Consider the following 26,499-nt stretch of genomic DNA (forward strand, 5'->3'; position numbering starts at 1 on the left):
ATGACGGATAAATAGTTTGCCCCGCAGCTTCGACACGCCCCTTCCGATCGACGCCGTGCTCGACGATCTGTCGCGCACGCTGGATCGGCACAACGCCGCCGTTCTGGTGGCGCCGCCGGGGGCCGGCAAGACGACGCGGGTGCCGCTGGCGCTACTGGATGCGCCCTGGGCCAGGGACAAGAAGATCATCGTGCTGGAGCCGCGGCGCATCGCTACGCGCGCCAGCGCCGATCGCATGGCCAAGTCGCTCGGCCAGCGTGCCGGCGAGACCGTCGGCTACCGCGTCCGCTTCGGCTCGAAGATATCGCGGGCAACGCGCATCGAGGTGGTGACCGAAGGCATCTTCACCCGCCAGATCCTCGACGATCCCGAGCTCTCGGGCGTGGCCGCCATCCTGTTCGATGAATTCCACGAGCGGTCGCTTGACGCCGATCTGGGCCTCGCCCTGGCGCGCGACGCGCAACTCGGCCTGCGCGAGGATTTGCGCATCCTCGTGATGTCGGCAACACTCGACGGTGCACGTGTCGCAAGGCTGCTGGGCGAAGCGCCCGTCGTCGAAAGCGAGGGCCGCGCTTATCCCGTCGAGACGCGCTATCTCGGCCGTAAGGCCGATGCGCCGGTGGAGCGGCAGATGGCGGATGCGATCGCGTCCGCGCTGCGTGCAGACAGCGGCTCCGTGCTGGCGTTTCTGCCGGGCGCGGCCGAAATCCGCCGCACGCAGAATTTTCTCGCTGAGCGCGTGCAGGATGCCAGCACCGAGATCGTGCCGCTGTTTGGCGCGCTCGACGCCGCCGTGCAGGACCGCGCGATTGCGCCGGCGCCCAAGGGGATGCGCAAGGTGGTGCTTGCGACCTCGATCGCGGAGACCTCGTTGACCATCGAAGGCGTGCGCATCGTCGTCGATTCCGGGCTCGCCCGCGTGCCGCGTTACGAGCCGGATATCGGGCTGACGCGGCTCGAGACCGTGCGTGCCTCGCGCGCGGCGGTGGACCAGCGTCGCGGCCGTGCCGGCCGAACCGAGCCTGGCGTCTGCTACCGGCTCTGGGACGAGCCGCAGACGGCATCGCTTGCGCCCTACACCCAGCCGGAAATCCTCAGCGCCGATCTGTCGTCGCTGGTGCTCGACCTCGCGCAATGGGGCGTTGCCGATCCCGCCGCGCTGTCGTTCCTCGATCCGCCGCCGCAGCCGGCCTGGAAGGAAGCCAGGAGCTTGCTCGCTGAACTCAACGCGCTCGATGGCGATGGTCGCATCACCGCGGAAGGCAAGAGCCTGCGCGCGCTGGCGCTGCCGCCGCGGCTCGCGCGCATGATCGTGGATTCGCATCGCGCGGGCGCAGGCGAGGCGGCGGCCGAGATCGCCGCCATCCTCACCGAGCGCGGGCTCGGCGGCGATAGCGTCGATCTCGAGCACAGGCTCGATCAATTCCGTCGCGACCGTTCGCCGCGCGCGACCAGTGCCCGCGATCTGGCGCGGCGCTGGGCTTCGCAGGTGGCGGGTTCAGAGAAGGCCCCGCCGGAGCAGGATGACCTCTCCACAGGCCTGATGCTCGCCTATGCCTTTCCCGACCGGGTCGCGCGCAACCGCGGCAATGGCAGCTTCGTCCTCGCCAACGGCCGCGGCGCCGCGGTCGAGCAAACCTCCTCGCTCGCGCGCGCGCCCTACATCGCCGTCGGGGAAATGACGGGAACGGCGGCGAGCGGACGCATCCTGCTGGCGGCGCCGATCACACAGGATGACATCGAGCGGCATTTCGCCGAGCATGTCGAGGTCACTGATGAGATCTCGTTCGATCGCAGCGCTATGGCGCTGCGGGCACGGCGCAAGCGCGCGCTGCATGCGATCACGCTCTCGGAGGCGCCGCTTGCGCTCTCGCCATCGGAAGCGACCGCGCGCATCCTTGCCGACGGGCTGATCGCCGCCGGGCTCGAGCGGCTGCCGTGGTCGAAACAGGCCGGGCAATGGCGCGACCGCGTGATGTTCCTGCGCAAGGCTGAAGGCGAAAGCTGGCCCGACGTCTCGGACGACGGGCTGATAGCGCGGCGCGACGACTGGCTGGTGCCGGCGCTCTACGACAAGACCGCGCTCAAGGATGTGTCCGCCGGCGATCTCTCCGATGCACTGATGGCGCTGCTGCCCTGGGAATTGCGTGCGCGACTCGATCGCGAGGCGCCGACCCATTTCGAGGCGCCGACCGGCACCATGCTCGCGATCGACTATGAGGCCGAGCAGGGACCGACCATCGCGGTGCGGCTCCAGGAGTTGTTCGGGCTCAACACGCATCCTTCGATCGCGGCCGGCAAGGTGCCGCTGGTGCTGGAATTGCTGTCGCCGGCGCAGCGCCCGGTGCAAGTGACGCGCGACCTTCCCGGCTTCTGGCGCGGAAGCTACAGCGCGGTGCGCTCGGACTTGCGCGGGCGCTATCCGCGCCACCCCTGGCCGGACGATCCCGCAAGCGCGCTGCCGACCCGGCGGGCCAAGCCGCGCGGCACGTGATCATTTCGCGCCGCTTCTCGGCGCTAGCGGCGATCTCCAAAGAGTGCTTAGATTTGCGGACCGGATCACGGAAGCGCCAGTACCCAGGAGGCCGCTTTGGAGATCAAGAACGCCTCGCCATCGCTCTACAACGAAGATCTGGCACCGGCGCGGGTCCGCAATTGGGGCGCCTTCAGCATTTTCAACGTCTGGACGTCGGACGTTCACAGCCTCTGGGGCTATTACCTCGCCGCCAGCCTGTTTCTCCTCTGCGGCACATTCATCAACTTCATCCTGGCGATCGGACTAGGTTCGCTCGTCATCTTTTTCCTGATGAGCTTGATCGGCAATGCCGGCGTCCGAACCGGCGTGCCCTATCCGGTTCTGGCGCGCGCCTCCTTCGGTGTATGGGGCGCGAACCTCCCCGCTCTGGTGCGGGCGATCGTCGCGTGCTTCTGGTATGGCGCGCAGACTTCGGCCGCCTCGAATGCGATCGTCGCGCTGCTGACGCGCATGGATGCCTTCAAGTCGTTCCACGAATCCAGCCATGTGCTCGGACATTCCGGTCTCGAGGTCATCTGCTTCGTCGTGGTTTGGGCGTTGCAGCTTTTGATCATTCAGCACGGGATGGAGACCGTGCGCCGCTTTCAGGATTGGGCCGGACCTGCCGTTTGGTTGATGATGCTGATCCTTGCGATCTATCTTTGCGTCAAGGCCGGCGGCATCTCGGTGATCTCGCCGATCCCGCACGACGTGCTGTTGGAGAAGACCAAGGATGCCGGCGTACCCGGCGTGCCCGGCTCTCCAGCCGCGCTATTCGCTGTTGCTGCGACCTGGATCACCTACTTCGCCGCGCTCTACCTCAATTTCTGCGACTTCTCTCGCTACGCGCCGGATGCCGCCGCGTTGCGCAAGGGCAATATCTGGGGTCTGCCCGTCAACTTGATCCTGTTCTCGCTGGTCGCGGGCGTGACCACGATTGCGGCTTTCCACGTTTATCAGGAGGTGCTGCTGCATCCCGACCAGATCTCGGCGAAATTCGATAGCTGGTCCCTGGCACTGCTCGCGGCGATCACGTTCGCGGTGGCAACACTCGGCATCAATGTCGTCGCAAATTTCGTCTCGCCGGCGTTCGATTTCTCGAACGTTTTCCCCAAGTACATCGATTTCAAGAAAGGCGGCTATATCGCGGCTCTGATTGCGCTACTGCTTTATCCCTTCGCGCCTTGGGAAGGGAGCGCCGCTTCATTCGTCGGGGGGATCGGCGCGACGATGGGACCGATCTTCGGCGTCATGATGGTCGACTATTATCTCATCGCGAAGGGCAGGGTGAACGTGCCGGCCCTGTATCAGGAAAATGGCGAATACCATTTCCAGAACGGCTGGAACGTCAGCGCGTTCATCGCCGCCGCGATCGGTGCGCTGTTCTCGTCCATCTTGCCGAACTTCACGTCCATCCTGCCGTCCTGGTGGGCGGTCTATGGATGGTTCTTCGGTGTGGCGATCGCGGGCGCGGTTTATTATGTGCTGCGTGTCACGATGTCGAGTCCCGTCGCGAAAGCCGCCTGACAAGTCGAGAATCGACAGCGTTGCTTCCGGCCTGCTCACGGGCAAGGCCGCCATTTGTCGGCATCATGGGTCCGCTCCGCACATTCGCAAGCTCGCATTAACGCTTCCGTCACCCTTTTCGCCAAAATGGCACCGTTCCGGCCGCGCCCTTGCTCGCGGGCCGGCGCCTTGCGTGGTGAAATCGAGCTTTCGGTTCCGAGTGGTGTCATGCGTAACATTATGATCTTCGCGGCCATCATGATCGGCCTGGGCACCTTCATGGCGCAGATGGCGGACAAGATGAGCTCCGCGTCCGCGACATCCGCGCCGCGCACGACGGTTGCCCTTGCAGCCACCCCGCCGGCCAGTAGTCGCAGCCTCACCATCCCCCGCGACGCGCGCGGCCATTTCCAGACCGAAGGGCGGATCGACGGACAGCGTATCGGCTTCATGGTCGATACCGGCGCCTCCGTGGTGGCGCTGAACGAGACTTCGGCCGCCCGCTTCGGTCTGCGGCCTTCACGCAGCGACTACAACGCGACCGTCTCTACTGCCAACGGGACCATCAAGGCCGCGCGTACCCGCATCGCCATGCTCGAAGTCGGCGGCCTCATCGTGCGCGACGTCGATGCCATGGTGCTGCCGGACGAGGCGTTGTCCGAAAACCTGCTCGGGCTCTCCTTCCTGTCCCGCCTCAAGCGCTTCGAATACGCCAACGGACAGATGGTGCTGGAGCAGTAAGCGGGCTTGAACGCCTGCCGTAGCGCGGGGACGTACAAGTCCAGTCAGCGATGTCGACTTGTTGCTCGACGGTGTCGGAGCGCCTAGCAGCCAGAATCGACCCCGGGTAACCTTTTTGCGCGTTACCAAACTGCCGCAATTATAAGCCATAAGCTGGCAATCCCGCCTTTCGCTGCGGCCCGGCATTCGCTAAGGCTGCAGCGATTTTCCTGCCCCGTTCCACGAGACCCGCTCAATGTTTCCCAAGCCGAAGTCCGTATTGTTGCCCAATACCTACGCCTTCGAATCCGAGCCGATGGTGAAGGCCACGGGCTTCCGCGAATACGACGCCCGCTGGCTGTTCAACAAGGAAATCAACCTGATGGGGGTGCAGGCGCTCGGCATGGGGCTGGGCGCGCTGATCGCCGAACTCGGCGTCAGCCAGGAAATCGTCACCGGTCACGACTTCCGCGGCTATTCCGCCTCGATCAAATATGCGCTGATCTCGGGCCTGATGGCTGCGGGGTGCAAGGTGCACGACATCGGGCTCGCGGTGACGCCGATGGCCTATTTCGCGCAGTTCGACCTCGACGTGCCCTGCGTCACGATGGTCACGGCTTCCCACAACGACAATGGCTGGACCGGAGTCAAGATGGGCGCCAACCGTCCGCTGACCTTCGGCCCCGACGAGATGACGCGGCTGAAGCAGATCGTGCTCAATGCCGAATTCAACAACAAGGCCGGCGGCTCCTACCAGTTCCACGAAAACTATCCGGCGCGCTACATCGCCGATCTCACCAACCGTCCGAAGCTGAAGCGCAAGCTCAAGGTGATCGCGGCCTGCGGCAACGGCACCGCCGGCGCGTTCGCGCCGCAGGTGCTGGAAGCGATCGGTTGCGAGGTGATCCCGCTCGACACCGAGCTCGACCACACCTTCCCGAAATACAATCCGAACCCGGAAGATCTCGAGATGCTGCACGCGATCCGCGATGCGGTGCTGCATCACAAGGCCGACGTCGGCCTCGGCTTCGACGGCGACGGCGACCGCTGCGGCGTGGTCGACAACACCGGCGAGGAGATCTTTGCCGACAAGGTCGGCGTGATGTTGGCGCGCGACATGTCGGCGATCCACAAGGACGCGCAATTCGTCGTCGACGTGAAGTCCACCGGCCTCTTCATCACCGATCCGGTGCTGCAGAAGCAGGGCGCGAAGGCAGCCTATTGGAAGACGGGCCATTCCTACATGAAGCGCCACACTAACGAGATGGGCGCGCTCGCCGGCTTCGAGAAGTCCGGCCACTTCTTCTTCAACAAGCCGTTTGGCCGCGGCTATGACGATGGCCTCGTCTCGGCACTTGCGATCTGCGACATGCTCGACCGCGCGCCCGGCAAGTCGATGGCCGATCTGAAGAACGCGCTGCCGAAGACGTGGTCGTCGCCGACGATGTCGCCGCACTGCGCCGACGAGGTCAAATACGGCGTCATCGACGCCGTGGTGAAGCATTTCGAGGCGCTGCAGAAGAAGGGCGAGAAGATCGGGGGACAATCGATCCGCGATCTCGTCACCGTCAACGGCGTTCGCGTCACGGTGCAAGACGGAAGCTGGGGCCTGGTGCGCGCCTCCTCGAACAAGCCCGAGCTCGTGGTCGTCGTCGAGAGCCCGGTCTCCGAGCAGCGCATGCGCGACATGTTCGAGATGGTCGATAGCGTGCTGCGCACCCATCCCGAGGTCGGCGAGTACAATCAGAAGATCTGAGGCGGCTGCGATAGCGGCGAACCGATCACCGGAACGCCGCCGTTGATGCGTTGCGAGGGCGGCTCAGGCCGCCTGGAGCGAGCCGAGAAAAGCGGCGACCTCGGATTTCAGGCGATCGGACTGCGACGAAAGGCCATTCGCGGCATCGAGCAGCCGCGCGGTCGCCTGGCTTGCCTCTTCGGAGGCGTGGCTGACGCTGATGATGTTCTTGTTGACGTCCCTTGTACGGTCGGCCGCCTGTTGCAGGTTTCCGGCGATCTCACGCGTCGCGCCGCCCTGCTGATCTACAGCGGCTGCAATCTCGCCGGAGATCCGATCGATCTCGGCGATCGTGCCGCCGATCGCCGAGATCGCGCTGACGGCCTCGCCGGTCGCGGCCTGAATCTCCTGGATCTGCGCCGAAATTTCCTCGGTCGCCTTTGCCGTTTGATTGGCCAGGGCCTTGACCTCGCTCGCGACGACTGCAAACCCGCGGCCGTGTTCGCCGGCGCGGGCCGCCTCGATGGTCGCATTCAAGGCCAGGAGGTTGGTCTGGCTCGCGATGCTCTGGATCAGCGTCACGACCTCCCCGATCTTCTGCGTGCCGGCAGCAAGCATTTCCACGACGGTGTTCGTGCGACGGGCTTCGTCGGCTGCCTTGGCCGCAATCTGGGCGGAGCGCGTCACTTGCTCGGCGATGCTGTTGATCGAAGCCGTGAGCTCTTCTGTCGCTGCTGCAACGGTGTCCACATTTGCCGAGGCTTGCGTCGAGGCCGCGGTTGCCGCAGTCGTCTGCTGGATTGCTTCGGCATTGCTGCCGTTCATGGACGCCGAGAGTTGCCGCATCTCGCTTGCTGCCAGCGCAACCGCCTCGACGACGTCGCTGATCCTCTGCTCGAAGCCGGCTGCGAGTTTGCGCCTGCCTTCGTCCCGGTTTCGCTTGGCCTGTTCAGCCTCATTTCGCTCGGCGTTGGCGCGGGCCTCGGCAGCGCTTGCGGCTGTAGCTTCCGCTGTCTTCCGTGCTGCCATCTCGAACAGTTGCGTGAGCGTGTGCGCGAGCCAGATCAGGATGCCGGCCTCGATCACGAGAATCACGGCATGGAGGACGACCCGGCCGAAATCGGCGCCGCCCGGGTAGATGGCCGCGGGCAAAAAGAAGTTCAGCGTCAGATGGTGCAATGCAACGGCGACCGTGCCTGCGACGATCGGCCGATAGTCGCAATAGGCGACGAGACATGCGAGCGCCGCGAAGAAATACATGTGCATGTCGACCTGCCACGCATGACCTTCGAACTGGAAGACCAGCATCGACACGCCGGCCATCAGGGCGACGGCAACGATCATGCGGGTCGAAGCCTCGTTCCCCGCGAGATACCATGACGCGGTCGACGCCAGCGCCATCGCGGCCATAAACGCTGCCGGCATGAGCCAGCCGGTCCCGAGCGTCAGGCCGACGACGACGGCGATCGGGACATGCAACCAGAGTACCGCGAACAATATCTTGCTCGCCGTTTCGCGCAGGATTGCCAGCTCATCACCTTCGAAGGTCATTCCCCAATCCCCAATGATTTGTTTTTGAAACAGGCATCGATCGCTTGCGGGTCGAGGGCCAGCCAGGCCCCCGCCTCGCGCAGCTTTTTCAATCCGTCGTGGCCGTCGGGGCGCAGCACCAGGACGGAAGGCACAGCCGTCATTCGCACGAACGCGGCATTCGCCGATGCGGCGGCCAGCAACGCCCGCTGGGTATTCCACCATGGCGGGAATGCCACGGCCACCACCTCGGCGTCCGGTCGCACCTGCAACGAAAATGCTGCGACCGCAACCCAGCTCACCAGCAGCAACGCTGCTGCGGGAAGCCATGCGGGCAGCCATGTCCTTCTGACGACGTTCCCCGACTCCATCAGCGAGGATCATATCGTCACGAAGCTAACCGCGCGTAAATCTCTGGTTGAAGAAAGGTCGAACTCTCGCCGGCCCTGGCGCGCTTACGTCGCCACCACCGCCGGGATCGGCAGCGCGGTGACCGACTTGATCTTCTCCATCGCAAAGCGCGAAGTGACGTTCTTCAGCGGCACGGCACTGATCAGCTTCTTGTAGAAGACGTCGTAGCTCTGCATGTCCGCCACCACGACGCGCAGCATGTAGTCGACGTCGCCGGCCATCCGGTAGAACTCCATCACCTCGGGCATGGCGCTGACAGCCTCGGCGAACTTCTTCAGCCAGGCGTCGGAATGGTCGGAACTCTCGACCGAGACGAATACGGAGATACCGAGCCCGATCTTGTTCTGGTCGACCAGCGCCACCCGCTTCAGGATCACGCCGTCGGCCTCGAGGCGCTGGATGCGCTTCCAGCAGGGCGTCGAGGACAGCCCAACCCGGTCCCCGATCTCGGCAACCGACAAGGAGGCGTCTTCCTGGAGCACCATCAGGATCTTGCGGTCGATGGCGTCGAGGCGGCGGCTGGTCTCGGGGATCGGGACGGCGAAGTCGGTCATCTGAAGAACTTTGTTCCATTTCAAGGGTCAATTTCCCTGATATAGAGAAAATCCTTCTATAGCAAGCCTATATTCTTGGCGACGGGCCGGGGTCGAGTCCCCGCGGTGCGCGCAAAAACTCTTCAACTTCAATACGTTGCGGGGCGGCCAGGCCGCCGCCGAGGCGTGTGCATTTCAGCGCGGCCGCAGCCGCGGCAAATCGCAGCGCTTCGCGCACGTCCTCTCCCTCGGCGAGGCGCAGCGTGAAGGCACCATGGAAGATGTCGCCGGCGCCGAGCGTGTCCACGGCCTGGACGGGAAAGGCCGGTGTCTCCTCCAATGCGCCGGCCTCGTTCAGCCAGACCGTGCCGTGCGGGCCGCGGGTGGCGGCCAGGAAGGCCGGCGTCAGCTTCGCCAAGATCCGCAGTGCCTCCTCGTCGTCGGCAGCGCCTGCAGTCTCCTGCACTTGCTCGCTCGCGAACAGGAGATGTGAGGCGGCCGTGAGCAGGCTGTCGCTCAGCGACATCGCGCGATCGACGCCGACGATGACGGGAATGTCGCGCCGGTGCGCCTCGGTGCAGAGATCGCCGCAGAATGCAGCGCAGCGGCTTTCGACCAGGATCGCGCGACAGTCGGCGAGCAGCTCATCGGCATCGGGCAGTCTCACCGTCCACAGAGCCGGGTCGCGATAGATGACGAGCGTCCGCTCGCCGGAGGGCTCGATCATGATCGCCGAGACCGGCGTGGTCAGGCCCGGCATGCGGATGACGTGTCTGGCGTCGATTCCCTCAACGGCCATCCGCTCGAGAATGAAGCCGCTGGATGTCTCCCGCGTATCGCCCATGGGACCTGCGAAGGCGACGCGGCCGCCGAGCCGCGCGATCGCAATCGCGGCATTGAGCGCGTTGCCGCCGCAGATTTCCGTGAGATCGTTGGCGTTGGCCTTGCTGCCACGCTTGGGCACGCCCTCGACGCGAAAGCTGAGGTCGCGCACGGGAATGCCGACGCAGAGGATGCGCGGCGCGATTCTTGTTGAAGCCATCGACCCGTGCCGCTAGTCGCCGCTGGCGTCGTGCACCCAGCGTCCGAGCAAATGATGCGCGATGGCGAAGGGGTGCGGGCCAGCGAGCCCGTCGGGATGGGTTCGCGCCAGCATCAGGCGTGCTTCGTCGCGCGTGAACCAGCGTGCGTCCTCCAGCTCCGTCCGGTCGACGACGACGTCCTCATTGAGCGCCCGCGCGCTGCAGCCGATCATCAGCGACGAGGGATAGGGCCAGGGCTGGGTCATGTAGTACTGGACGTCGGTGCAGCGGATTCCGGACTCCTCGAGGATTTCGCGGCGCACGGCGTCCTCGATGGTCTCGGCCGCCTCGACGAAGCCGGCGAGGCAGGAATACATGCCCGGCGGAAAGTGCTTCTGGCGGCCGAGCAGGCATTTGTCGCCGGAGGCTACCAGCATGATCACCACCGGATCGGTGCGCGGGAAATGCTCCGCCTTGCAAGCAGGGCAATCGCGCTTCCAGCCACCTTCTTTCATCGCGCTGCGCGTGCCGCAATTGGCGCAATAGCCGTGGCGCTGGTGCCAGCTCACCATCGATTTCGCCATCGCGACCGCTGAGAGTTCATCGGGCGGGATCGCGCCCTGCATCGCCATGCCGCGCAGCTCGGTGACGGTGTAGTCGTCGCGGCCGACCATCTTCTCGGCCGCGGCCTGCGACAGGCCCATGCCGAACACCGCCGCGCCGTCGCGCAGGCCCAAGAAGATCGTGCCGGGGTTGGCGCCGCATTTCAGCGCCTCGTCGATCGACAGCAGCGCGCGCACGCGCTCGCCCTCGCGCTTCACCAGCAGCGAGTCGCGGTAGACGACGTAGGCGCGCGACGACGGCTTCTGCTCCATCGCAAACAGCTTTTCATCATCGCGGCGCAGATGCGCGGCACGATCGAGGACGTTGGTGACGAAGGCCGGTTGCCCCAGCGGAAACGAACTGAATGCTGACATTTCTTGTTCTTTCAACCCAACCAGATCTTGCGGCGAAGCGCGCTGATGAAATTCTGCACCTCGGTGGCGTCATGTGCCAAGGGCGGCATCACGCCCCACACCGGCCGCGGCCAGGCGGCATCGCCGGTTCGTCGCGCTATGATGTGAACATGAAGCTGCGGCACGAGATTGCCCAGCGCTGCGACATTGAGCTTGTCGCATTTGGTGATCTCCTTCAGCGCGCGCGAGACGCGCGAGATCTCCGTCATGAGCTGGGCCTGCTGCACCTCATCGAGATCGATGATCTCGACCGTGTCAGCGCGCCGCGGCACCAGCAGCAGCCAGGGGTAATGAGCGTCCTTGATGACGAGCACCTTCGACAGCGGCAGATCGCCGATATCGATGGTGTCCTCTTTCAAGCGGGAGTGCAGCGACCAGGCGGGTTCGGGCATGAAGGGTTTCCGGATGGCCCGACGGAAGCGGGCGGAGAGGCAAGGCCTCTGATTGGTTGGTCCCGACCATACGATACCGCTTCCGATAGGGGAAGGATCGCGCTCTGCGCAGCCCGCATACTCAATCATCGTCGCGGGCAAGCGTAGCGCTGTCCCGTAGCGAAGCGCCGATCCGGGACCCCCGCGCGAGCGCTTGCGCGCGTCGCGATAACCACAGGATTGAGTTGTCGAGCACGCTGGCGGCCACCAGCCGTCGCAACGACTTCTCGGGGTCTGCGCTTACGCCTGCCCAGGACGACGATTGAGTTTGCGGCAACTCCGGCCGCTATGCCGACACGCCTTTACGCCTCCACCAGATCGGCGGCGAAATCCAGATCGGCGATCGAGAGCGAGAGGGGAATCGTATCACGCACGCGGCCGCCGAGCAGGTCGGCAACCGAAAGCCCGGACGATTTCCCGACGATATCGAGCAGCGCCATCTCGATCGCGACCGCTTTCGGTGAGGCCAGGAAGGCGATGATCTCGGCCACTTCGTCCGGGCGTCCGCGATGGCGCATCGGGATCAGCGCTTCCGTCGCTGCGATCTGCTCGGGCGAAAGTCTGCTCTCGCTCGGCTTGTCCTTGACGATGAGGCCGGGCGCAACCGCGTTGACGGTGATGCCGTCCTTGGCGAGCTCGACCGCGGTGAGGCGCACCAATGCTTCCAGCGCCGAGCGGCGCGGCAGTGACAGCGCGGCATCGACCGGCCGCGTGAAGGTCAGCGCGGATTCGTCCATCGCGCGGCGGAACTCGTCCGGAGGCGTGCCGATGGCGCTGGCGGCGCCGGTGACGAGATAGACGCGATTAATGTCGGGCATCACGATGCCGTTGTGCCCGGCCGCAGCGCGCCGGTGCGGTGGAAATAGCTGAGGAACGCGCGCGTCGCGATCCCGCGCGGCGCGTCAATCACCTGCCGCGACGGACTTTCTCGACCACGACGCCGTCGCACACGCACAACCTATCGGCTGGGCAGACCGGGAATTGCCCGGATGCTGGGCAAGGCGAAAGGCCAAAGCCCTTATCAGGCGATACCCCGCTTGCTTTCCGAGCCTTTTAGCTCCAAATAGGGACCGGGAGATTGGCGGTGGACGAGCCACTCGCCAACCGGGTCAGGTCCGGAAGGAAGCAGCCCTAACGAGGTCTGGATCGGGTCGCTCGTCAGTCTCCTACCTGTTTTTTCGAGCGAATTGCGCTGGCGGCAATAGCCGCCCGCGCGCTCCTTTCCGCAAAAGCCAGCCGAGAGACATTTCATTGCGGATCGACCGATGACCGATGCTGGCGCCCCTCCCAATAACGACAGCGCCGCGCCTTACCGGGTGCTGGCGCGCAAATACCGCCCCTCCAGCTTCGAGGACCTGATCGGCCAGGAGGCGGTGGTCCGTACCGTCTCCAACGCGTTCGAAACCGGCCACATCCCGCAGGCCTGGATCCTCACCGGCGTCCGCGGCGTCGGCAAGACCACCACCGCGCGCATCCTCGCCCGTGCGCTCAACTACGAGATGCCGGACGGCTCGGTGAAGGGCCCGACCATCCATATGCCGACGCTGGGCGTGCATTGCCAGGCGATCATGGAAAGCCGGCACATGGACGTGCTGGAGATGGACGCCGCCTCGCACACCGGCGTCGACGACGTCCGCCAAATCAATGACAGCGTGCGCTATGCGCCGGCCAGCGCCCGCTACAAGGTCTACATTATCGACGAAGTCCACATGCTGTCGACGGCGGCGTTCAACGCGTTCCTGAAGACGCTGGAAGAGCCGCCGGAGCACGCCAAGTTCGTGTTCGCGACCACCGAGATCCGCAAGGTTCCGGTGACCGTGCTGTCGCGCTGCCAGCGTTTCGACCTGCGCCGGGTTGAGGCCGACGTGCTGATGAAGCACCTCGCCAACATCGCGGCGAAAGAGAGCGTCGAGATCGAGCCGGAGGCGCTCGGCATCATCGCGCGCGCGGCGGAAGGTTCCGTGCGCGATTCCTTGTCGCTGCTTGATCAGGCGATCGCGCATGCGGCGGGCCAGGTGAAGGCCGATGCCGTCAGGCAGATGCTGGGGCTCGCCGACCGCACCCGTGTCATCGACCTCTTCGATTCGCTGGTGCGCGGCGACATCGCGGCCGCCTTCAAGGAGTTCCGCGACCAGTACGACACCGGTGCCGATCCGATCGTCGTGCTCTCGGAACTCGCCGAATTCGTCAACTTCGTCACCCGGGTGAAGATCGTGCCGGCGACCGCCGATAACGTCGCCTATGGCGAGACCGAGCGGTTGTGCGCGCGCGATTTCGCCGCGAAGATCTCGATGCGGGTGCTGTCGCGGATGTGGCAGATGCTGCTCAAAGGCATCACCGAGGTGCAGGCCGCGACCCGGCCTGCGGCCGCCGCAGAGATGGTGCTGGTGCGCATCGCCTATGTCGCGGACCTGCCGACCCCGGACGAAGCGATCAAGATGCTGGAGCAGAATGGCGGCGGATCGCTAGGCGCCGGCGGCGGAAGCGCGACGCGCAGTGCGCCGGCAGCGCCGGTGGCCTCCGCTGCTCCGGTCCGCATGCCGACCTCGCCGCCGTCATCGTTCGGCGGCGGTGCCCGGCCGCAGATGGCGGCTCCCGCGCCCGATCCGCAGGGCGCCGCGCCCGCGCTGCGCATCACGAGCTTCACCCAGCTCGTCGCGCTCGCCGGGCAGAAGCGCGATCTCATGACCAAGGGCGCGCTTGAAGGCGATATGCGCCTCGTCCGTTTCGAGGAGGGGCGGCTGGAGGTTGCGCTCGAACCCAACGCCTCCAAGACGACAATCACCGAGCTTGCGCGCAAGTTCGAGCTCTGGACCGGCCGCCGCTGGACAGTGATCGTCTCGAACGAGCAGGGCCAGCCGACGCTGCGTTCGGTCAACCAGGCCGCCAAGCAGGAGCATGCGCGTACCGCCGAGGCCGATCCGCGCGTGCAGGAGGTGCTGTCGCGCTTTCCCGGTGCGAAGGTCGTCGAGGTTCGCAGGCTTGCCCCCGAGGCGCCGGAATCCAATATTAACTCGGACTATGGCAGTGATGATCCGGTCGACGGTTCCGACAGCGACGATCTCTGAGCCAGCTTTCCAAGGACATAACCGATGGCTGATTTTCTCGGCATGATGAAGCAGGCGGCGCAGCTCCAATCCAAGATGCAGGAGATGCAGGAGCAACTCGGCAATGTCGAGGTCGAGGGCATCTCCGGTGGCGGCCTGGTTGCGGTGCGCATGACCGCGAAGATGGACGTGAAGGGCGTCAGGATCGATCCCTCGCTGATGAAGCCGGAAGAGCGCGAGGTGCTCGAGGACTTGCTCGTCACCGCATTCAGCGATGCGCGCCGCAAGGCGGAGACGGCGATGCAGGAAAAGATGCAGTCGCTCACCGGCGGGCTCGGCCTGCCGCCGGGGCTGTTCGGCCAATAAACATGGGCGCAGTTGCAGGTCCCGAGATCGAGCGGCTGGTCCAGCTTCTCGCGCGGCTGCCGGGCCTCGGTCCGCGCTCGGCGCGGCGCGCGGCGCTGCATCTGATCAAGAAGCGCGAGGCGCTGATGATGCCGCTGTCGGGCGCCTTGCAGGTCGCGCTCGACAAGGTCCAGGTCTGCAAGACCTGCGGCAATATCGACACCCAAAATCCCTGCACGGTCTGCACCGATCCGCGGCGCGATCCCTCAATCATCGTCGTCGTCGCCGACGTCGCCGATCTCTGGGCGCTGGAACGGGCCAACGCGACGCAGGGCCGCTATCATGTGCTTGGCGCGACATTGTCGCCGCTCGACGGCGTCGGCCCGCAGGATCTCACCATTGATGCGCTGGTCGCCCGCGCGCATGATGCGCAGGTGCACGAAATCATCCTTGCCCTGAACGCGACGGTCGACGGCCAGACCACCGCGCATTACATCACCGACCTGCTCCAGGACGCCAACGTCAAGGTGACGCGGCTCGCCCATGGCGTGCCGGTCGGCGGCGAGCTTGATTATCTCGATGAAGGTACGCTATCGGCCGCGATGCGGCAGCGCACCCTGTTCTAGCAATCCCACGGAAGTTACGGAACGGACGACATGACGAAACGATTCGCCAAACGGCTGGCCTTGGTCGCGACGATGATGACGCTGGTGACACCCGCCGTCGCCGCGCAGCCCGGCGACGAGGCACCGCCTCCGCCGCCGAAGCCCGGCAAGCCGATCAACACCGGCGACGTGCTCTCTGGCGAGCTGAACGCCATGCGCGTGCGCGACGTCAAGAACGGCGGCAAGAGGGTTGCGACCTACCTGATCACGTCCGAGCCGCGCCGCCTGCCGCCGCCGAGTGGTCTGTGCAATCTCGAGACGGGACCCGAGACCTTCCAACTCGTCACCTCGAGCGACGCGCAGGCCACGCAGTTGAAATCGCTCGTCGGCAAGGAGATCTCGGTCAAGGTCGACGAGATCGCCTGCGCCAGCGATGCCGGCCAGATGAGCGAGGCCGTGATCACGAAGTGGAGCCTGATCAAGAAGCAGTAGGGAGGCAAGGACCTCTCCACGACTTCAGTGTCATCGCCCGGCTCGACCGGGCGATCCAGTACGCCGCGGCCTCTCGGTCAATCACTACTGTCTCTGGAATACTGGATGCCCCCCTTCCGCGGCGCATGACAGCGAGCGGTGATCAAACCCGCACCGGCCCCAGCGTCTCGAAATGCCTGCGCTTCTGCAAGTACGCGAGCAGGATCAGGCTGGGCACCGCGACCACGACGCAGATCATGAAGAACAGCGGCCAGCCCGTCAGCTTCGCGACGAACCCTGCGCCCGAAGACAGATATGTGCGTCCTACGGCGGCGAGCGCGGTGAGCAGTGCATATTGTGTCGCGGTGTGCAGCGGATTCTGGCACAGCGCCGAGAGGTAGGCGACGAAGATCACGGTGCCGATAGCGCTGGTGAAATTCTCGCAGGTGATGGCAAATGCGAGCGCCCATTGGTTGGTGCCGACCAGCGCGAGCCAGGAGAAGGACAGGTTCGCGATCGCCTGCACCACGCCGCCGATCCACAAGCTCGTCGCCAGCGAATAGCGCCGCGCGACGAAACCGCCGGCGAAGCCGCCGATCAGCGTTGCAGCAAGGCCGACACCCTTCACGATCGCCGCATAGTCGTTGCGGGAAAAGCCGAGATCGATCACGAACGGCGCCGTCATGGTGCCTGAGAATGCGTCGGTGAATTTGAACAGTACAACGAAGGCGAGCGCGGCGAGCGCATCCTTGCGCGACAGGAATTCCGAGAAGGCGCCGATCGCGGCATGCAGCACGCGCGCGATCGCGGTTTCGGCTTGCGTCGCGGCTTCGGCCCGCACCGATTGCTCGGGCTCGGTCGCGATAAGCGCCGTGATCGTGCCGATCAGCACCATCGCCGCCATCACCACATAGCCCCACATCCAGGCGGACGACCTCGCAATGCCGGTGCCCTCGAAGCCGGAGACGATGAACAGCGCGCCGGCTGTCGAGACCAGCATGCCGATGCGGTAGGCTGCGACATAGGACGCCATGCCGGCGGCCTGCTCGCTTTCAGGCAGGCTCTCCACGCGAAAAGCGTCGACCACGATGTCCTGCGTCGACGATGTCGTCGCGACGAGCAGCGCGCCGACCGCGACGAAGAATGGCGAGCGCGCCGGATCGGTCAGCGCCAGCAGCAGGATCGAGACGATCAGCAGAAGCTGCGAGAACAAGAGCCAGCCGCGCCGGCGGCCGAAGGCGCGCGTGAATAGCGGCACATGCAGCGCATCCACCAGCGGCGCCCACAGGAACTTCAGCGTGTAGGGCGTGCCGACCAGCGCGAACAGCCCGATGGTCCCGAGATCGACCCCGGATTCCCGCATCCACACCAAAAGCGTCGATCCCGATAGCGCCAGCGGCAGCCCGGAGGAAAAGCCGAGAAATAGCACGATCAGCACCCGCGGTTGCAGGTACACGGCAAGGCTATCGCGCCAGGAGGCGGCGGAGGCCTCAGTGCCGGCGGTCGCCGGGGCAGTTCCGGAAGTCGCGTCGGGTGCGGTCATGGGGAGGTGTTAGCAGATTCTGGCCGCCACAAGCGAGGTGTCGTCGCCCGGCTTGACCGGGCGACCCAGTATTCAAGAGGCCGAAGTTATCGGGGACCCGCTATTCCCGAATAGAGATCGTTCCAGTCTGGGTTGTCCTTCTCGATCAGCGCGATTTTCCACGCGCGCTTCCACTTCTTCAGCCGCTTCTCCCGCTTGATCGCATTCTCGGGATCATCGAACTGCTCGAAGTAGACGAGCCTTACGACGTCGTAGTCCTTCGTGAAGCTCTCAATCAGTTTCAGCTTATGTTCTGCCACCCGGCGGATGAGATCGTTGGTCACGCCGATGTAGAGCGTGCCACCAATCTTGCTGGCGAGAATGTAGACGTAGTAGCTGCGTGCGCCCATCTGCCGTCTCTGGAATACTGGGTCGCCCGGTCAAGCCGGGCGACGACAGCGAAATTGGGGCGACAGCGTACCGGACCTGGGAGGAGAATCACTCCCCCGCCTGGAGCTTGCGCGGGAACAGCTCGGGCGCGCTTGTCACCAATCGCGGCCCCTCAGGCGTGTCGCTCTTGCTGAAATCGAGCTCTTCGATTCTTCCGGCGCGCTTTTCGATCTTGTCGGCGGAGATCAGCACCTGCCGCACGTCCTCGTTCACGTCGGAAAAATGCTTCTGCAGCTTCAGCACGCGGTCGCGCAGGCGGCCGAGATCGTCGCCGAGCTTGATCACTTCGGTGCGGATCTGGTCGGCGGCGTCGCGCATGCGCGCGTCCTTCATGATCTGCTGCATCACCTGGATCGCCAGCATCAAGAGCGAAGGCGACACCAGCACGACGCGGGCGCGATAGGCCTTCTGGATCACGTCGTCAAAGCCGTCATGGATCTCGGCGTAGACCGATTCCGACGGCACGAACATCAGCGCCATCTCCTGGGTCTCGCCGGTGACGAGATATTTTTCGGCGATGTCGCTGACATGCTTCATGACGTCGCCGCGCAGCCTCTGCGTGGCAATTCGCCGCTCTTCATCGCTGCGCGCATCGTGCAGCGCGGTCATGGCTTCCAGCGGAAATTTCGCGTCGATGCAGAGCGGCCGCTGATCCGGCAGGAACACCACGCAGTCCGGCCGCTTTCCGGTCGAGAGCGTGAACTGGAACTCGTAGGAGCCCTTCGGCAGTCCGTCCTGGACGATCGCTTCCATCCGCGCCTGGCCGAACGCACCGCGCGACTGCTTATTGGCGAGCACGTCGCGCAGGGTGGTCACCTGCGTGGTGAGGTCGGTGAGGTTCTTGTGCGCGCTGTCGATGATGCCGAGCCGCTCGTGCAGTGCGCGCAGGCTCTCCATGGTGTTGCGGGTCGAGTGCTCCATCGACTGGCCGACGCGATGGGTCACCGAATCCAGCCGCTCGTTGACCGCGCGCGCCATCTCGGCCTGGCGGCCGGCGAGCGCCTGGGTCATGGCATCGACCCGGCCCGAGGCCTCGCTCTGGGCTCGCAGCATCTCGCTCAGCCGCTCCTCGAGCTCGTCGGCCCGGATGGTCTGGGCCATCGCAAGTTCCGCGCCGCGCCGGGAAGAGCGTGCGATGATGGTGGCGATCGCCACGAGCAGGATGATGACCAGCGCGCCGAAGCCAATCAACGCATCGATGGTGCGCACCGGCCAGTCGCCAGCCATGAAAATGATCTCGTTCATGCAGCCCTTCTAGCCGATTCGCACACAGAGGCGAACGAAGAGGGAACGCGTTCGGTTAACAGTCCGCTAATTTTTTATGGTTAACGAGACCCTAAGTTTTATGGTTACCGGACCGTTAACGGGGTTCCCAGCGCATTGACCGCATCCGGCGCGCGGCTTAAATCGCCGCCATGGCCCTCAGAGAAATCATCATCCTGCCCGACAAGCAGTTGCGTCTGGTCTCCAAGCCGATCGAGAAGGTCACGCCGGAGATCCGCAAGCTTGCCGACGACATGTTCGAGACCATGTATGACGCGCCCGGCATTGGCCTGGCGGCGATCCAGGTCGCGCAACCGCTGCGCCTGATCACCATGGATCTCGCCAAGCGCGACGAGAACGGCGAGACCAAGCACGAGCCGCGCGTCTTCATCAATCCCGAGATCCTTTCCGCGTCCGAGGAGCTCTCGGTCTACGAGGAGGGCTGCCTCTCGATCCCCGAATATTACGAGGAGGTCGAGCGGCCCGCGAAGGTGCGCGTGCGCTTCACCGATCTCGACGGCAAGGTGCACGAGGAGGACGCCGAGGGGCTCTACGCCACCTGCATCCAGCACGAGATCGACCATCTCAACGGCGTGCTGTTCGTCGACTATCTGTCGAAGCTCAAGCGCGACCGCGTGTTCAAGAAGTTCGAGAAAGCCGCCAAGCGCGCCGGAGAGTGAGTTTTCGTGCTGCCCCGTACTTCCTGCACTCCCTCCCCCCTTGCGGGGGAGGGGCGGGGAGGGGGTGGCCCAGGAAATGGTGTATCTGGGGCGAAGAACTAGTTCGCTCTCGAGCCGAGCGTGCATGCCGTGTGGCACCCCCTCCCTAGCCCTCCCCCGCAAGGGGGAGGGAACGTACCGAGTCCTTGTCATGTCCCTCCGCCTGATCTTCATGGGTACGCCCGATTTTTCCGTGCCGACGCTGCTCGAGCTGGTGGCGCATGGCCACGAGATCGCGGCGGTCTATACCCGCGCGCCGAAGCCGGGCGGGCGGCGCGGCCTGCAATTGCAGCCGACGCCGGTCGAGGAAGCGGCGCGAAAGCTCGGCGTGCCCGTGCTGACGCCGAAGACGCTGAAGACACAGGAAGCGCTCGACGCGTTTCGCGCGTTCGACGCGGACGCGGCCGTCGTCGTCGCCTACGGCATGATCCTGCCGCAGGCGATCCTCGATGCGCCAAAGCTCGGCTGCTACAATCTGCATGCCTCGCTGCTGCCGCGCTGGCGCGGGGCGGCGCCGATCAATCGTGCGATCATGGCCGGCGACGCCGAGACCGGCGTCATGGTGATGAAGATGGACGTCGGCCTCGACACCGGCGATGTCGCCATGGCCGAGCGTCTTGCAATTACCGACAACATGACCGCTGCCGATCTGCACGATCGCCTCGCCCGCCTCGGCGCCGATCTGACGGTGCGCGCGATGGCCGCGCTCGACCGCGGCGGCCTCCAGCTCTCAAGGCAGAGCGAGGACGGCGTCACCTACGCCGCCAAGATCGACAAGGCCGAGGCACGCATCGACTGGAGCAAGCCCGCGCGCGCGGTGCTGCGCCACATCCATGGCCTGTCGCCGTTTCCCGGCGCCTGGGCCGAGCTCGCCGGGCTGAACGAGAATGCGCGCGTAAAGATCCTGCGCTGCAAACTGGCGAAGGGCGCGGGCGCGCCGGGCGATGTCCTCGACGACCAGCTCACCATCGCCTGCGGCGAGGGCGCCATCCGCATCATCGAGCTGCAGCGCGAAGGCAAGGCGCGGATGCAGGCCGCGGACTTCTTGCGCGGCGTGCCGCTGAAGGCGGGCACGAGATTCACCTAACACTGTCATACCCCGCGAAGGCGAGGTATCCAGTACGCCGAGACCCCTCGGTTGAACGGATAGGCTGCGGAGTACTGGATCGCCCGCACAAGGCGGACGATGACACCACCCGGATTGAGATGCCCCGCTACAAGCTCACCATCGAATATGACGGCGCGCCGTTCTGCGGCTGGCAGGTGCAGGAGACGCTGCCCTCGGTGCAGGGCGCGCTCGAGAAAGCTGTGAAGGCGATGACCGGCGCGGATGTGCGGGTGCATGGCGCCGGCCGCACCGATGCCGGCGTGCACGCGCTCGGGCAGGTCGCGCATGTCGACATCGAGAAGCCGTTTGCGCCGGACCGCATTCGCGACGGGCTGAATGCGCATCTGCGCCCGAATCCGATCGCCGTGCTCGATGCTGAGATCGTGCCCGAGAGTTTTGAGGCGCGCTTCTCGGCGATCAAGCGCCATTACCGCTACCGCATCGTCAACACCCGCGCCAATCTCGCGCTTGATGTCGGTCACGCCTGGCGCGTGCCGCGCAGGCTCGACACCGATGCGATGCATGGGGCAGCCCAGCGCCTGATCGGCAAGCACGATTTCACGACGTTTCGCGATACCGAATGCCAGGCCAAGTCGCCGGAGAAGACGCTCGATCAGCTCGACGTGCTGCGCGACGGCCGCGAGGTAACGATTCTCACCTCAGCGCGCTCGTTCCTGCACAGCCAGGTTCGTTCGATGGTCGGCTCGCTGGTCTGGGTCGGCGAAGGCCGCTGGACCGCAGACGATCTCTCCGCCGCCCTCGAAGCCCGCAACCGCGCCGCCTGCGGCATCGTCGCCCCGCCGGAGGGGCTGTATCTGGTGCGGGTGGATTACTGACGCGAGGGCGCGCTCTCGCCACACCCACCACTGTCATGCCCCGCGAAGGCGGGGCATCCAGTACGCCGCGGCTTCTCCGTATTCGTCGCAGTCTCTGGAATACTGGATCGCCCGATCAGGTCGGGCGATGACGGCAGAACGTGTGGCGCATCAGAGTTTAAGCGAAATACCGCGCAAGTATCCCGCGATAGACCTTCGTCAGCTTCTCCAGATCCACCACCGGCACGCGCTCGTCGACCTGGTGCATGGTCTGGCCGACCAGGCCGAACTCGATCACCGGGCAGTAGCTCGAGATGAAGCGCGCGTCCGACGTGCCGCCGCTCGTCGATAGCTCGGGCTTGCGCCCCGTCACCTCCTCGATCGCGGCGACGGCGAGGTCGGTGAACGGGCCGGGCTTGGTCACGAACACGTTGGAGTTCGAGGGCTCCCAGACGATGCGGGCGCGGATGCGGTTGCCGCAGGCTTTTGCCAGCCGCGCCTCGACCAGCTCGCGCAGGCTCGCCTGGGTGTGGTTGTCGTTGTAGCGGATGTTGAACTTGGCGCGGGCCTGGCCGGGGATGACGTTGGAGGCGCTGTTCCCGACGTCGACCGAGGTGAATTCGAGATTGGAAGCCTGGAACTGCGCGCTGCCATGGTCGAGCGGCTCGTCGGAGATTGCCACGATCAGCCGCGAGATGTCCGGCACCGGATTGGACGCGCGGTGCGGATAGGCGACATGGCCCTGCACGCCGTCGACGTAGAGCGTGCCGGATTGCGAGCCGCGGCGGCCGACCTTGATGGTGTCGCCGAGCACCTCGACATTGGAGGGTTCGCCGAGCACGCAATGATCGAATTTTTCGCCGCGCTCGGCGGCCCATTTCAACAGCTTGATCGTGCCGTTGATGGAGACGTCTTCCTCGTCGCCGGTGATCAGGAACGAGATCGAGCCCGAGCCTGATTCTTGGCCGTCCGCGCGCGGCTTGCCGCCGTTCGCGGCGAGATGCTCCAGCACCGCGGCAACCGAGCAGGCGATCCCGCCCTTCATGTCGACCGCGCCGCGGCCGTGCAGGAAGCCGTCTTTCACCTCGCCGGAGAACGCACCGACGCTCCAGGCGCTCTCGTCGCCGGGCGGCACCACGTCGGTGTGACCGGCAAAAGTAATGTGCGGACCTTCGGTGCCGATCCGCGCGTAGAGATTGTCGACGTCGGCGGTGCCTGCCTCCGAGAAGGTCACGCGGTGGCAAATGAAGCCGGCCGTCGTGAGCGCTTTTTCAAGAACTCCCAGCGCACCGGCATCGGCCGGGGTTACCGAGGGACAGCGGATGAGATCGCGGGCAATGGAGAGAGCATCGGTCATGTGCTCCGCTTAACATGCATGCTGCCGGGCGGGCTAGAGGCCGCCCGGTGATTGGCGCGATGGAGGGATGGTGGGTTCGATTGAGTGGGCTGGCGCCGCAGTTCACCTCGCCCCGCTTGCTGGGAGAGGTCGGTCGCGAAGCGACCGGGTGAGGGGGACTCTCCGCGAGGGCAACACCCACCGTCTTTGCGGATGTGCCCCTCACCCCAACACTCTCCCCGTAAGAACGGGGAGAGGGAGAGGATCGAGTCTCAATCCCGCAGCAATTCGTTAATGCTGGTCTTGGCGCGGGTGCGCTCGTCGACGCGCTTGACGATCACGGCGCAGGCGGTGCTCGGGCCGATCTGGCCGTTCTTCATCGGCTTGCCGGGAAGGGCGCCAGGCACCACCACCGAATACTCAGGCACTTCGCCAATGAAGACTTCGCCGGTTTCGCGGTCGACGATCTTGGTCGAGGCGCCCAGGAACACGCCCATCGCCAGCACCGCGCCCTTGCGCACGATCACGCCCTCGGCGACCTCCGAGCGCGCGCCGATGAAGCAGTCGTCCTCGACGATGACAGGCTCGGCCTGCAGCGGCTCGAGCACGCCGCCGATGCCGGCGCCGCCGGAGATGTGGACGCGCTTGCCGATCTGCGCGCAGGAGCCGACGGTGGCCCAGGTGTCGACCATGGTGCTCTCATCGACGAAGGCGCCGAGATTGACGAAGGAGGGCATCAGCACGACGTTCTTGGCGATGAAGGCCGAGCGGCGCACCACCGCGCCCGGCACCGCGCGAAAGCCGGCATCGCGAAAGCGGTTCTCGCCCCAGCCTTCGAACTTCGAGGGCACCTTGTCCCACCAGGTCGCCTTGCCCGGGCCGCCGGGAATGACGCCCATGTCGTTGAGGCGGAAGGAGAGCAGCACCGCCTTCTTCAGCCACTGATTGACCTTCCACTTGCCGTCGGTCCCGCGCTCGGCGACGCGCGCCTCGCCCTTGTCCAGGATCTCCAGCGCCTGATCCACGGCCTCGCGGACCTCGCCCTTGGTCGAGGTCGAGATGCCGTCGCGCGCGTCGAAGGCGCTGTTGATGGTGGATTCGAGGGCTTGGAGGGACATCGGGATTTCCTCTCGGGAAGGCAGGGTCTGGCGATGGATTGGGGGGCTTTTTCGGGATTTGGGTGGGAGGAGTCAAGCTTGGTTCGCCGTCATCACCCGCGAAAGCGGGTGATCCAGTACGCCGCGGCGGTCGTGATGAATCGAGACAGCAGTGACTACTGGATACCCCGCCTTCGCGGGGTATGACGCCTCATTGGGGCTTCATCTCCGCTACGGCGTCACCGCGACAGCCTCGCCAAAAACCCCGTCAGGTCGTCGGTGACGTGGTCGACATGGGCGGCGTCCCGGCCCTCCAGTTCCCAGTCTTCGCGCACCACCTCCTGCGTGCCGTCGGGCACCACCAGAACGGTGGTCATGCCGAGCGTGTGCGGGACGGTGAGGTTGCGCGCGAGGTCCTCGAACATCGCGCTGCGGGTCGGATCGACGGCATGGTCTGCGAGAAATTTCCGGTAGGTCTGCGGCGCCGGCTTCGGTTCGAACTCGGCGGCGATGATGTCGAACACGCCGTCGAAATGCGAGACCAGGCCAAGCCGCGCCAGCACCGCGTCGACGTGGTCGACCGAGCCGTTGGTCAGGATCAGCTTGCGTCCCGGCAGCTTCGCGATGGCTTCGCCGAGCGCCGGGTTCGGCTCCAGCGGCGAATGGTCGATCTTGTGGACATAGGCGAGATAGTCGTCGGCGCGCACGCCATGCAGGGTCATCATGCCGCGCATGGTCGTGCCGAAGCGCAGGTAATAGTCCTTCTGGATTTTGCGCGCTTCCTCGGGCGTTACGTTCAGCCAATTGCACACGAACTCCCCAATCCGCGCGTCGACCTGCTGCCATAGGTTGACGTGATGCGGATAGAGCGTGTTGTCGAGATCGAACACCCAGGTGTCGACGTGCGCGAAGGTGCGGGGTTGGTTCATCACAATACTCTATCCGTCTATTGAGGCGGTGGCCCCGCCCTCAATCGTCGTCGCGGCGAAGGCCGGGACCCATAACCCCAGGGAGTGGTTTGGCGAAGACTGACAACCACCATCTCGCATCACAACCAAATCCTGTGGCTATGGGTCCCGGCCTTCGCCGGGACGACGGCGGTGTTTGTGGCGCCAGCGTTCCGATCATTGCAGCAGCGATCATGGCTTCAGCCATCACGGCATCGCAAAGCGCAGCGTCTTGCCGCCGCTCGACATGTCGACCGCAGCAAAGCCCGTGGCAGCAAAGCCGCGTGCGGGACAATCGTTCTGCTCGTGGGTTTCGAACTTGCTGTCGCGCGTGCAGAGCTGCCTGTCGCCGCCCCAGTTGAGCGGGCGGTCCTTCAGCTTGATGGTACGGTTGTCGCCATCGACGGCCTCGGCGAAGCTGAAGAGCTGCTTCGGCTGGCCGGTCACGTCGGGATGCAGGCATTTGCCGGGATCGATGCGATACCAGCCACGGCTCGTCACGGACTTGCCGTCATCGGTGGCGACCGCCGCCATCACCTTGTGGGGCGTGTCATTGCACCAGGTCAGACCGCTTGCCGAGGGCGTCTGCACCGCATCCACCATGGTCTTGAAGAAGTTCGGCGATGACACGATGTCGGACGAAAGCCCGCGGCTCTTCAGGAACGCGGCAAGTGCTCCTTGCGTCTTCGGCCCGTCGACACCGTCGATCGGCGCGGCGTCATAGCCCGCGATCACCAAGAGCCGCTGGATGCCGGCGAGCCGTGCCTGCTCGTCGTCATATTCGGAATCCTCGGCGAGATAGGCGACGAAATTGTCGTCGTCGCCCCGCGTCGGCGTCACTTGCGTGAAGGCGGCCTGGGTCTGACCGCTGCGGCATTGCCGCGCCGCGGCGATGACGAAATTGTCCTGCGCCACGCAGAGCATGTCGCGGCCGTTCTGCGGGATGGGCGAGGTGCCGTAAACGCCGAGGGCGCGGGCGTTGAGCAGGATGCGGTCGGCGGTCAGCGTGCCCTGCACCACCACGCGGCAGGTGGCGGGATCGATTCTGAACCAGCCGCGCGTCGCTGTCGCGGCTTTGTCGTCGATGCCGATCGCGGCCTCCACGACGTAGGACATGCGGTTGCAGATCTTGAGATCGGCGATGGCCGGTGCGGAGGAGAAGAAGAACGAGACGGCTGCGGCCGGTAACGTCATCAGGAAGCGGGTGAAGGCCGAGCGGCGGTGCCGCCTCGCTCTCCGCTCGTCATGGCCGGGCAAAAGCGCGGAGCGCGTCTCAACCGACAAGTCCCGGCCATCCAGGTGCGCCCGCGCGTGCGGAGAGGCGTGGATGCCCGGGTCATTTGAGCGAAGACGCG

General features: G+C 65.2%; 24 protein-coding genes, 1 other RNA gene and 2 pseudogenes. 12 read left to right on the forward strand and 15 right to left on the reverse strand.

Features of this window, described 5'->3' with window-relative positions; genetic code table 11:
- The first annotated feature begins 16 nt into the window (after positions 1–16).
- The 4 genes from hrpB to MTX21_RS28465 all read left to right on the forward strand — a co-directional run bounded on the left by hrpB (position 17) and on the right by MTX21_RS28465 (position 6,497).
- Positions 17–2,494 carry an ATP-dependent helicase HrpB gene (gene hrpB / locus MTX21_RS28450; protein ID WP_280967960.1) on the forward strand — a complete coding sequence of 826 codons (2,478 nt, stop codon included), beginning with the start codon at positions 17–19 and terminating at the stop codon, positions 2,492–2,494.
- 96 nt (positions 2,495–2,590) lie between these two features.
- Entirely contained in the window at positions 2,591–4,042 is a 1,452-nt protein-coding gene (locus MTX21_RS28455) for an NCS1 family nucleobase:cation symporter-1 (protein ID WP_280967961.1), read from the forward strand.
- Positions 4,043–4,249: 207 nt separating this feature from the next.
- Positions 4,250–4,762, forward strand: a complete 513-nt coding sequence (locus tag MTX21_RS28460; protein WP_280967962.1) for a TIGR02281 family clan AA aspartic protease — start codon at positions 4,250–4,252, stop codon at positions 4,760–4,762.
- A gap of 235 nt (positions 4,763–4,997) precedes the next feature.
- Positions 4,998–6,497, forward strand: a complete 1,500-nt coding sequence (locus tag MTX21_RS28465; protein WP_280967963.1) for a phosphomannomutase/phosphoglucomutase — start codon at positions 4,998–5,000, stop codon at positions 6,495–6,497.
- A gap of 63 nt (positions 6,498–6,560) precedes the next feature.
- Here MTX21_RS28465 and MTX21_RS28470 read toward each other — a convergent pair whose 3' ends face one another.
- The 8 genes and pseudogenes from MTX21_RS28470 to MTX21_RS28505 all read right to left on the reverse strand — a co-directional run.
- The gene (locus MTX21_RS28470; protein ID WP_280967964.1) at positions 6,561–8,027 is read right to left on the reverse strand and encodes a methyl-accepting chemotaxis protein; all 1,467 of its coding nucleotides are present in this window, start codon (positions 8,025–8,027) and stop codon (positions 6,561–6,563) included.
- Entirely contained in the window at positions 8,024–8,377 is a 354-nt protein-coding gene (locus MTX21_RS28475; protein ID WP_280967965.1) for a hypothetical protein, read from the reverse strand. Before MTX21_RS28475 ends, MTX21_RS28470 begins: the two co-directional genes overlap by 4 nt.
- An 84-nt stretch (positions 8,378–8,461) precedes the next feature.
- Entirely contained in the window at positions 8,462–8,971 is a 510-nt protein-coding gene (locus tag MTX21_RS28480) for an Lrp/AsnC family transcriptional regulator (RefSeq protein ID WP_280971181.1), read from the reverse strand.
- Between the two features lie 67 nt (positions 8,972–9,038).
- Complete coding sequence (locus tag MTX21_RS28485) at positions 9,039–9,992, reverse strand: sugar kinase (RefSeq protein WP_280967966.1); 954 nt, start codon at positions 9,990–9,992, stop codon at positions 9,039–9,041.
- 12 nt (positions 9,993–10,004) lie between these two features.
- Positions 10,005–10,949, reverse strand: coding sequence for an NAD(+) diphosphatase (gene nudC / locus MTX21_RS28490; RefSeq protein ID WP_280967967.1), 945 nt, complete (start codon positions 10,947–10,949; stop codon positions 10,005–10,007).
- Between the two features lie 11 nt (positions 10,950–10,960).
- Positions 10,961–11,380 carry an HIT family protein gene (locus MTX21_RS28495; RefSeq protein WP_280967968.1) on the reverse strand — a complete coding sequence of 140 codons (420 nt, stop codon included), beginning with the start codon at positions 11,378–11,380 and terminating at the stop codon, positions 10,961–10,963.
- Positions 11,381–11,724: 344 nt separating this feature from the next.
- Positions 11,725–12,237, reverse strand: a pseudogene (locus MTX21_RS28500) (SDR family oxidoreductase); the annotation flags it as partial.
- A pseudogene (locus tag MTX21_RS28505) lies at positions 12,237–12,385 on the reverse strand (amino acid ABC transporter ATP-binding protein); the annotation flags it as partial. The pseudogenes MTX21_RS28500 and MTX21_RS28505, both read right to left, overlap by 1 nt.
- 107 nt (positions 12,386–12,492) lie before the next feature.
- Between MTX21_RS28505 and ffs the strand changes: the two are divergent.
- The 5 genes from ffs to MTX21_RS28530 all read left to right on the forward strand — a co-directional run bounded on the left by ffs (position 12,493) and on the right by MTX21_RS28530 (position 15,908).
- Positions 12,493–12,589: signal recognition particle sRNA small type (gene ffs, locus MTX21_RS28510), an RNA gene on the forward strand.
- A 95-nt stretch (positions 12,590–12,684) separates the two neighbouring features.
- Complete coding sequence (locus MTX21_RS28515; protein WP_280967970.1) at positions 12,685–14,487, forward strand: DNA polymerase III subunit gamma/tau; 1,803 nt, start codon at positions 12,685–12,687, stop codon at positions 14,485–14,487.
- Positions 14,488–14,511: 24 nt separating this feature from the next.
- Complete coding sequence (locus tag MTX21_RS28520; RefSeq protein ID WP_280967971.1) at positions 14,512–14,832, forward strand: YbaB/EbfC family nucleoid-associated protein; 321 nt, start codon at positions 14,512–14,514, stop codon at positions 14,830–14,832.
- 2 nt (positions 14,833–14,834) lie between these two features.
- The gene (gene recR / locus MTX21_RS28525) at positions 14,835–15,437 is read left to right on the forward strand and encodes a recombination mediator RecR (RefSeq protein ID WP_063678502.1); all 603 of its coding nucleotides are present in this window, start codon (positions 14,835–14,837) and stop codon (positions 15,435–15,437) included.
- A 30-nt stretch (positions 15,438–15,467) separates the two neighbouring features.
- Positions 15,468–15,908 carry a hypothetical protein gene (locus tag MTX21_RS28530; protein WP_280967972.1) on the forward strand — a complete coding sequence of 147 codons (441 nt, stop codon included), beginning with the start codon at positions 15,468–15,470 and terminating at the stop codon, positions 15,906–15,908.
- Positions 15,909–16,050: 142 nt separating this feature from the next.
- Here the strand turns inward: MTX21_RS28530 and MTX21_RS28535 are convergent, their stop codons facing one another.
- The 3 genes from MTX21_RS28535 to rmuC form a co-directional block, all read right to left on the reverse strand.
- Positions 16,051–17,430, reverse strand: coding sequence for an MFS transporter (locus tag MTX21_RS28535; RefSeq protein ID WP_280967973.1), 1,380 nt, complete (start codon positions 17,428–17,430; stop codon positions 16,051–16,053).
- 86 nt (positions 17,431–17,516) lie between these two features.
- A complete protein-coding gene (locus MTX21_RS28540; RefSeq protein WP_280967974.1) occupies positions 17,517–17,819 on the reverse strand; it encodes a GIY-YIG nuclease family protein in 303 nt (100 codons plus the stop codon).
- Between the two features lie 88 nt (positions 17,820–17,907).
- On the reverse strand, positions 17,908–19,104 hold the full coding sequence (rmuC, locus tag MTX21_RS28545) for a DNA recombination protein RmuC (protein ID WP_280967975.1): 1,197 nt from the start codon (positions 19,102–19,104) through the stop codon (positions 17,908–17,910).
- A 170-nt stretch (positions 19,105–19,274) separates the two neighbouring features.
- On the opposite strand from rmuC, the gene def reads away from it, so the two are divergent.
- The 3 genes from def (at position 19,275) to truA (ending at position 21,785) form a co-directional block, all read left to right on the forward strand.
- On the forward strand, positions 19,275–19,802 hold the full coding sequence (gene def / locus MTX21_RS28550; RefSeq protein ID WP_280967976.1) for a peptide deformylase: 528 nt from the start codon (positions 19,275–19,277) through the stop codon (positions 19,800–19,802).
- Between the two features lie 190 nt (positions 19,803–19,992).
- Positions 19,993–20,928, forward strand: coding sequence for a methionyl-tRNA formyltransferase (fmt, locus tag MTX21_RS28555; protein ID WP_280967977.1), 936 nt, complete (start codon positions 19,993–19,995; stop codon positions 20,926–20,928).
- A 119-nt stretch (positions 20,929–21,047) separates the two neighbouring features.
- A complete protein-coding gene (gene truA, locus MTX21_RS28560; RefSeq protein WP_280967978.1) occupies positions 21,048–21,785 on the forward strand; it encodes a tRNA pseudouridine(38-40) synthase TruA in 738 nt (245 codons plus the stop codon).
- Positions 21,786–21,942: 157 nt separating this feature from the next.
- On the opposite strand, the gene dapE is transcribed toward truA, so the two are convergent.
- From dapE to MTX21_RS28580, 4 genes are all read right to left on the reverse strand, one after another.
- Positions 21,943–23,121, reverse strand: coding sequence for a succinyl-diaminopimelate desuccinylase (dapE, locus tag MTX21_RS28565; RefSeq protein ID WP_280967979.1), 1,179 nt, complete (start codon positions 23,119–23,121; stop codon positions 21,943–21,945).
- 251 nt (positions 23,122–23,372) lie between these two features.
- The gene (gene dapD, locus MTX21_RS28570) at positions 23,373–24,218 is read right to left on the reverse strand and encodes a 2,3,4,5-tetrahydropyridine-2,6-dicarboxylate N-succinyltransferase (RefSeq protein ID WP_280967980.1); all 846 of its coding nucleotides are present in this window, start codon (positions 24,216–24,218) and stop codon (positions 23,373–23,375) included.
- Between the two features lie 218 nt (positions 24,219–24,436).
- A complete protein-coding gene (locus MTX21_RS28575; RefSeq protein ID WP_280967981.1) occupies positions 24,437–25,126 on the reverse strand; it encodes a pyrimidine 5'-nucleotidase in 690 nt (229 codons plus the stop codon).
- A 225-nt stretch (positions 25,127–25,351) separates the two neighbouring features.
- Entirely contained in the window at positions 25,352–26,338 is a 987-nt protein-coding gene (locus tag MTX21_RS28580; protein WP_280970815.1) for a DUF1036 domain-containing protein, read from the reverse strand.
- Positions 26,339–26,499 lie beyond the last annotated feature (161 nt).

Source organism: Bradyrhizobium sp. ISRA430 (genome assembly GCF_029909975.1).
Classification (GTDB): domain Bacteria; phylum Pseudomonadota; class Alphaproteobacteria; order Rhizobiales; family Xanthobacteraceae; genus Bradyrhizobium.

Excerpts from the sequence above, each read along its gene's own strand:
- MTX21_RS28460 (WP_280967962.1), top strand. The coding sequence starts at position 4,250 with ATGCGTAACATTATGATCTTCGCGGCCATCATGATCGGCCTGGGCACC.
- MTX21_RS28465 (WP_280967963.1), top strand. The coding sequence starts at position 4,998 with ATGTTTCCCAAGCCGAAGTCCGTATTGTTGCCCAATACCTACGCCTTC.
- MTX21_RS28470 (WP_280967964.1), bottom strand. The coding sequence starts at position 8,027 with ATGACCTTCGAAGGTGATGAGCTGGCAATCCTGCGCGAAACGGCGAGC.
- MTX21_RS28475 (WP_280967965.1), bottom strand. The coding sequence starts at position 8,377 with ATGGAGTCGGGGAACGTCGTCAGAAGGACATGGCTGCCCGCATGGCTT.
- MTX21_RS28480 (WP_280971181.1), bottom strand. The coding sequence starts at position 8,971 with ATGACCGACTTCGCCGTCCCGATCCCCGAGACCAGCCGCCGCCTCGAC.
- MTX21_RS28485 (WP_280967966.1), bottom strand. The coding sequence starts at position 9,992 with ATGGCTTCAACAAGAATCGCGCCGCGCATCCTCTGCGTCGGCATTCCC.
- nudC (WP_280967967.1), bottom strand. The coding sequence starts at position 10,949 with ATGTCAGCATTCAGTTCGTTTCCGCTGGGGCAACCGGCCTTCGTCACC.
- MTX21_RS28495 (WP_280967968.1), bottom strand. The coding sequence starts at position 11,380 with ATGCCCGAACCCGCCTGGTCGCTGCACTCCCGCTTGAAAGAGGACACC.
- MTX21_RS28515 (WP_280967970.1), top strand. The coding sequence starts at position 12,685 with ATGACCGATGCTGGCGCCCCTCCCAATAACGACAGCGCCGCGCCTTAC.
- MTX21_RS28520 (WP_280967971.1), top strand. The coding sequence starts at position 14,512 with ATGGCTGATTTTCTCGGCATGATGAAGCAGGCGGCGCAGCTCCAATCC.
- recR (WP_063678502.1), top strand. The coding sequence starts at position 14,835 with ATGGGCGCAGTTGCAGGTCCCGAGATCGAGCGGCTGGTCCAGCTTCTC.
- MTX21_RS28530 (WP_280967972.1), top strand. The coding sequence starts at position 15,468 with ATGACGAAACGATTCGCCAAACGGCTGGCCTTGGTCGCGACGATGATG.
- MTX21_RS28535 (WP_280967973.1), bottom strand. The coding sequence starts at position 17,430 with ATGACCGCACCCGACGCGACTTCCGGAACTGCCCCGGCGACCGCCGGC.
- MTX21_RS28540 (WP_280967974.1), bottom strand. The coding sequence starts at position 17,819 with ATGGGCGCACGCAGCTACTACGTCTACATTCTCGCCAGCAAGATTGGT.
- rmuC (WP_280967975.1), bottom strand. The coding sequence starts at position 19,104 with ATGAACGAGATCATTTTCATGGCTGGCGACTGGCCGGTGCGCACCATC.
- def (WP_280967976.1), top strand. The coding sequence starts at position 19,275 with ATGGCCCTCAGAGAAATCATCATCCTGCCCGACAAGCAGTTGCGTCTG.
- fmt (WP_280967977.1), top strand. The coding sequence starts at position 19,993 with ATGTCCCTCCGCCTGATCTTCATGGGTACGCCCGATTTTTCCGTGCCG.
- truA (WP_280967978.1), top strand. The coding sequence starts at position 21,048 with ATGCCCCGCTACAAGCTCACCATCGAATATGACGGCGCGCCGTTCTGC.
- dapE (WP_280967979.1), bottom strand. The coding sequence starts at position 23,121 with ATGACCGATGCTCTCTCCATTGCCCGCGATCTCATCCGCTGTCCCTCG.
- dapD (WP_280967980.1), bottom strand. The coding sequence starts at position 24,218 with ATGTCCCTCCAAGCCCTCGAATCCACCATCAACAGCGCCTTCGACGCG.
- MTX21_RS28575 (WP_280967981.1), bottom strand. The coding sequence starts at position 25,126 with ATGAACCAACCCCGCACCTTCGCGCACGTCGACACCTGGGTGTTCGAT.
- MTX21_RS28580 (WP_280970815.1), bottom strand. The coding sequence starts at position 26,338 with ATGACGTTACCGGCCGCAGCCGTCTCGTTCTTCTTCTCCTCCGCACCG.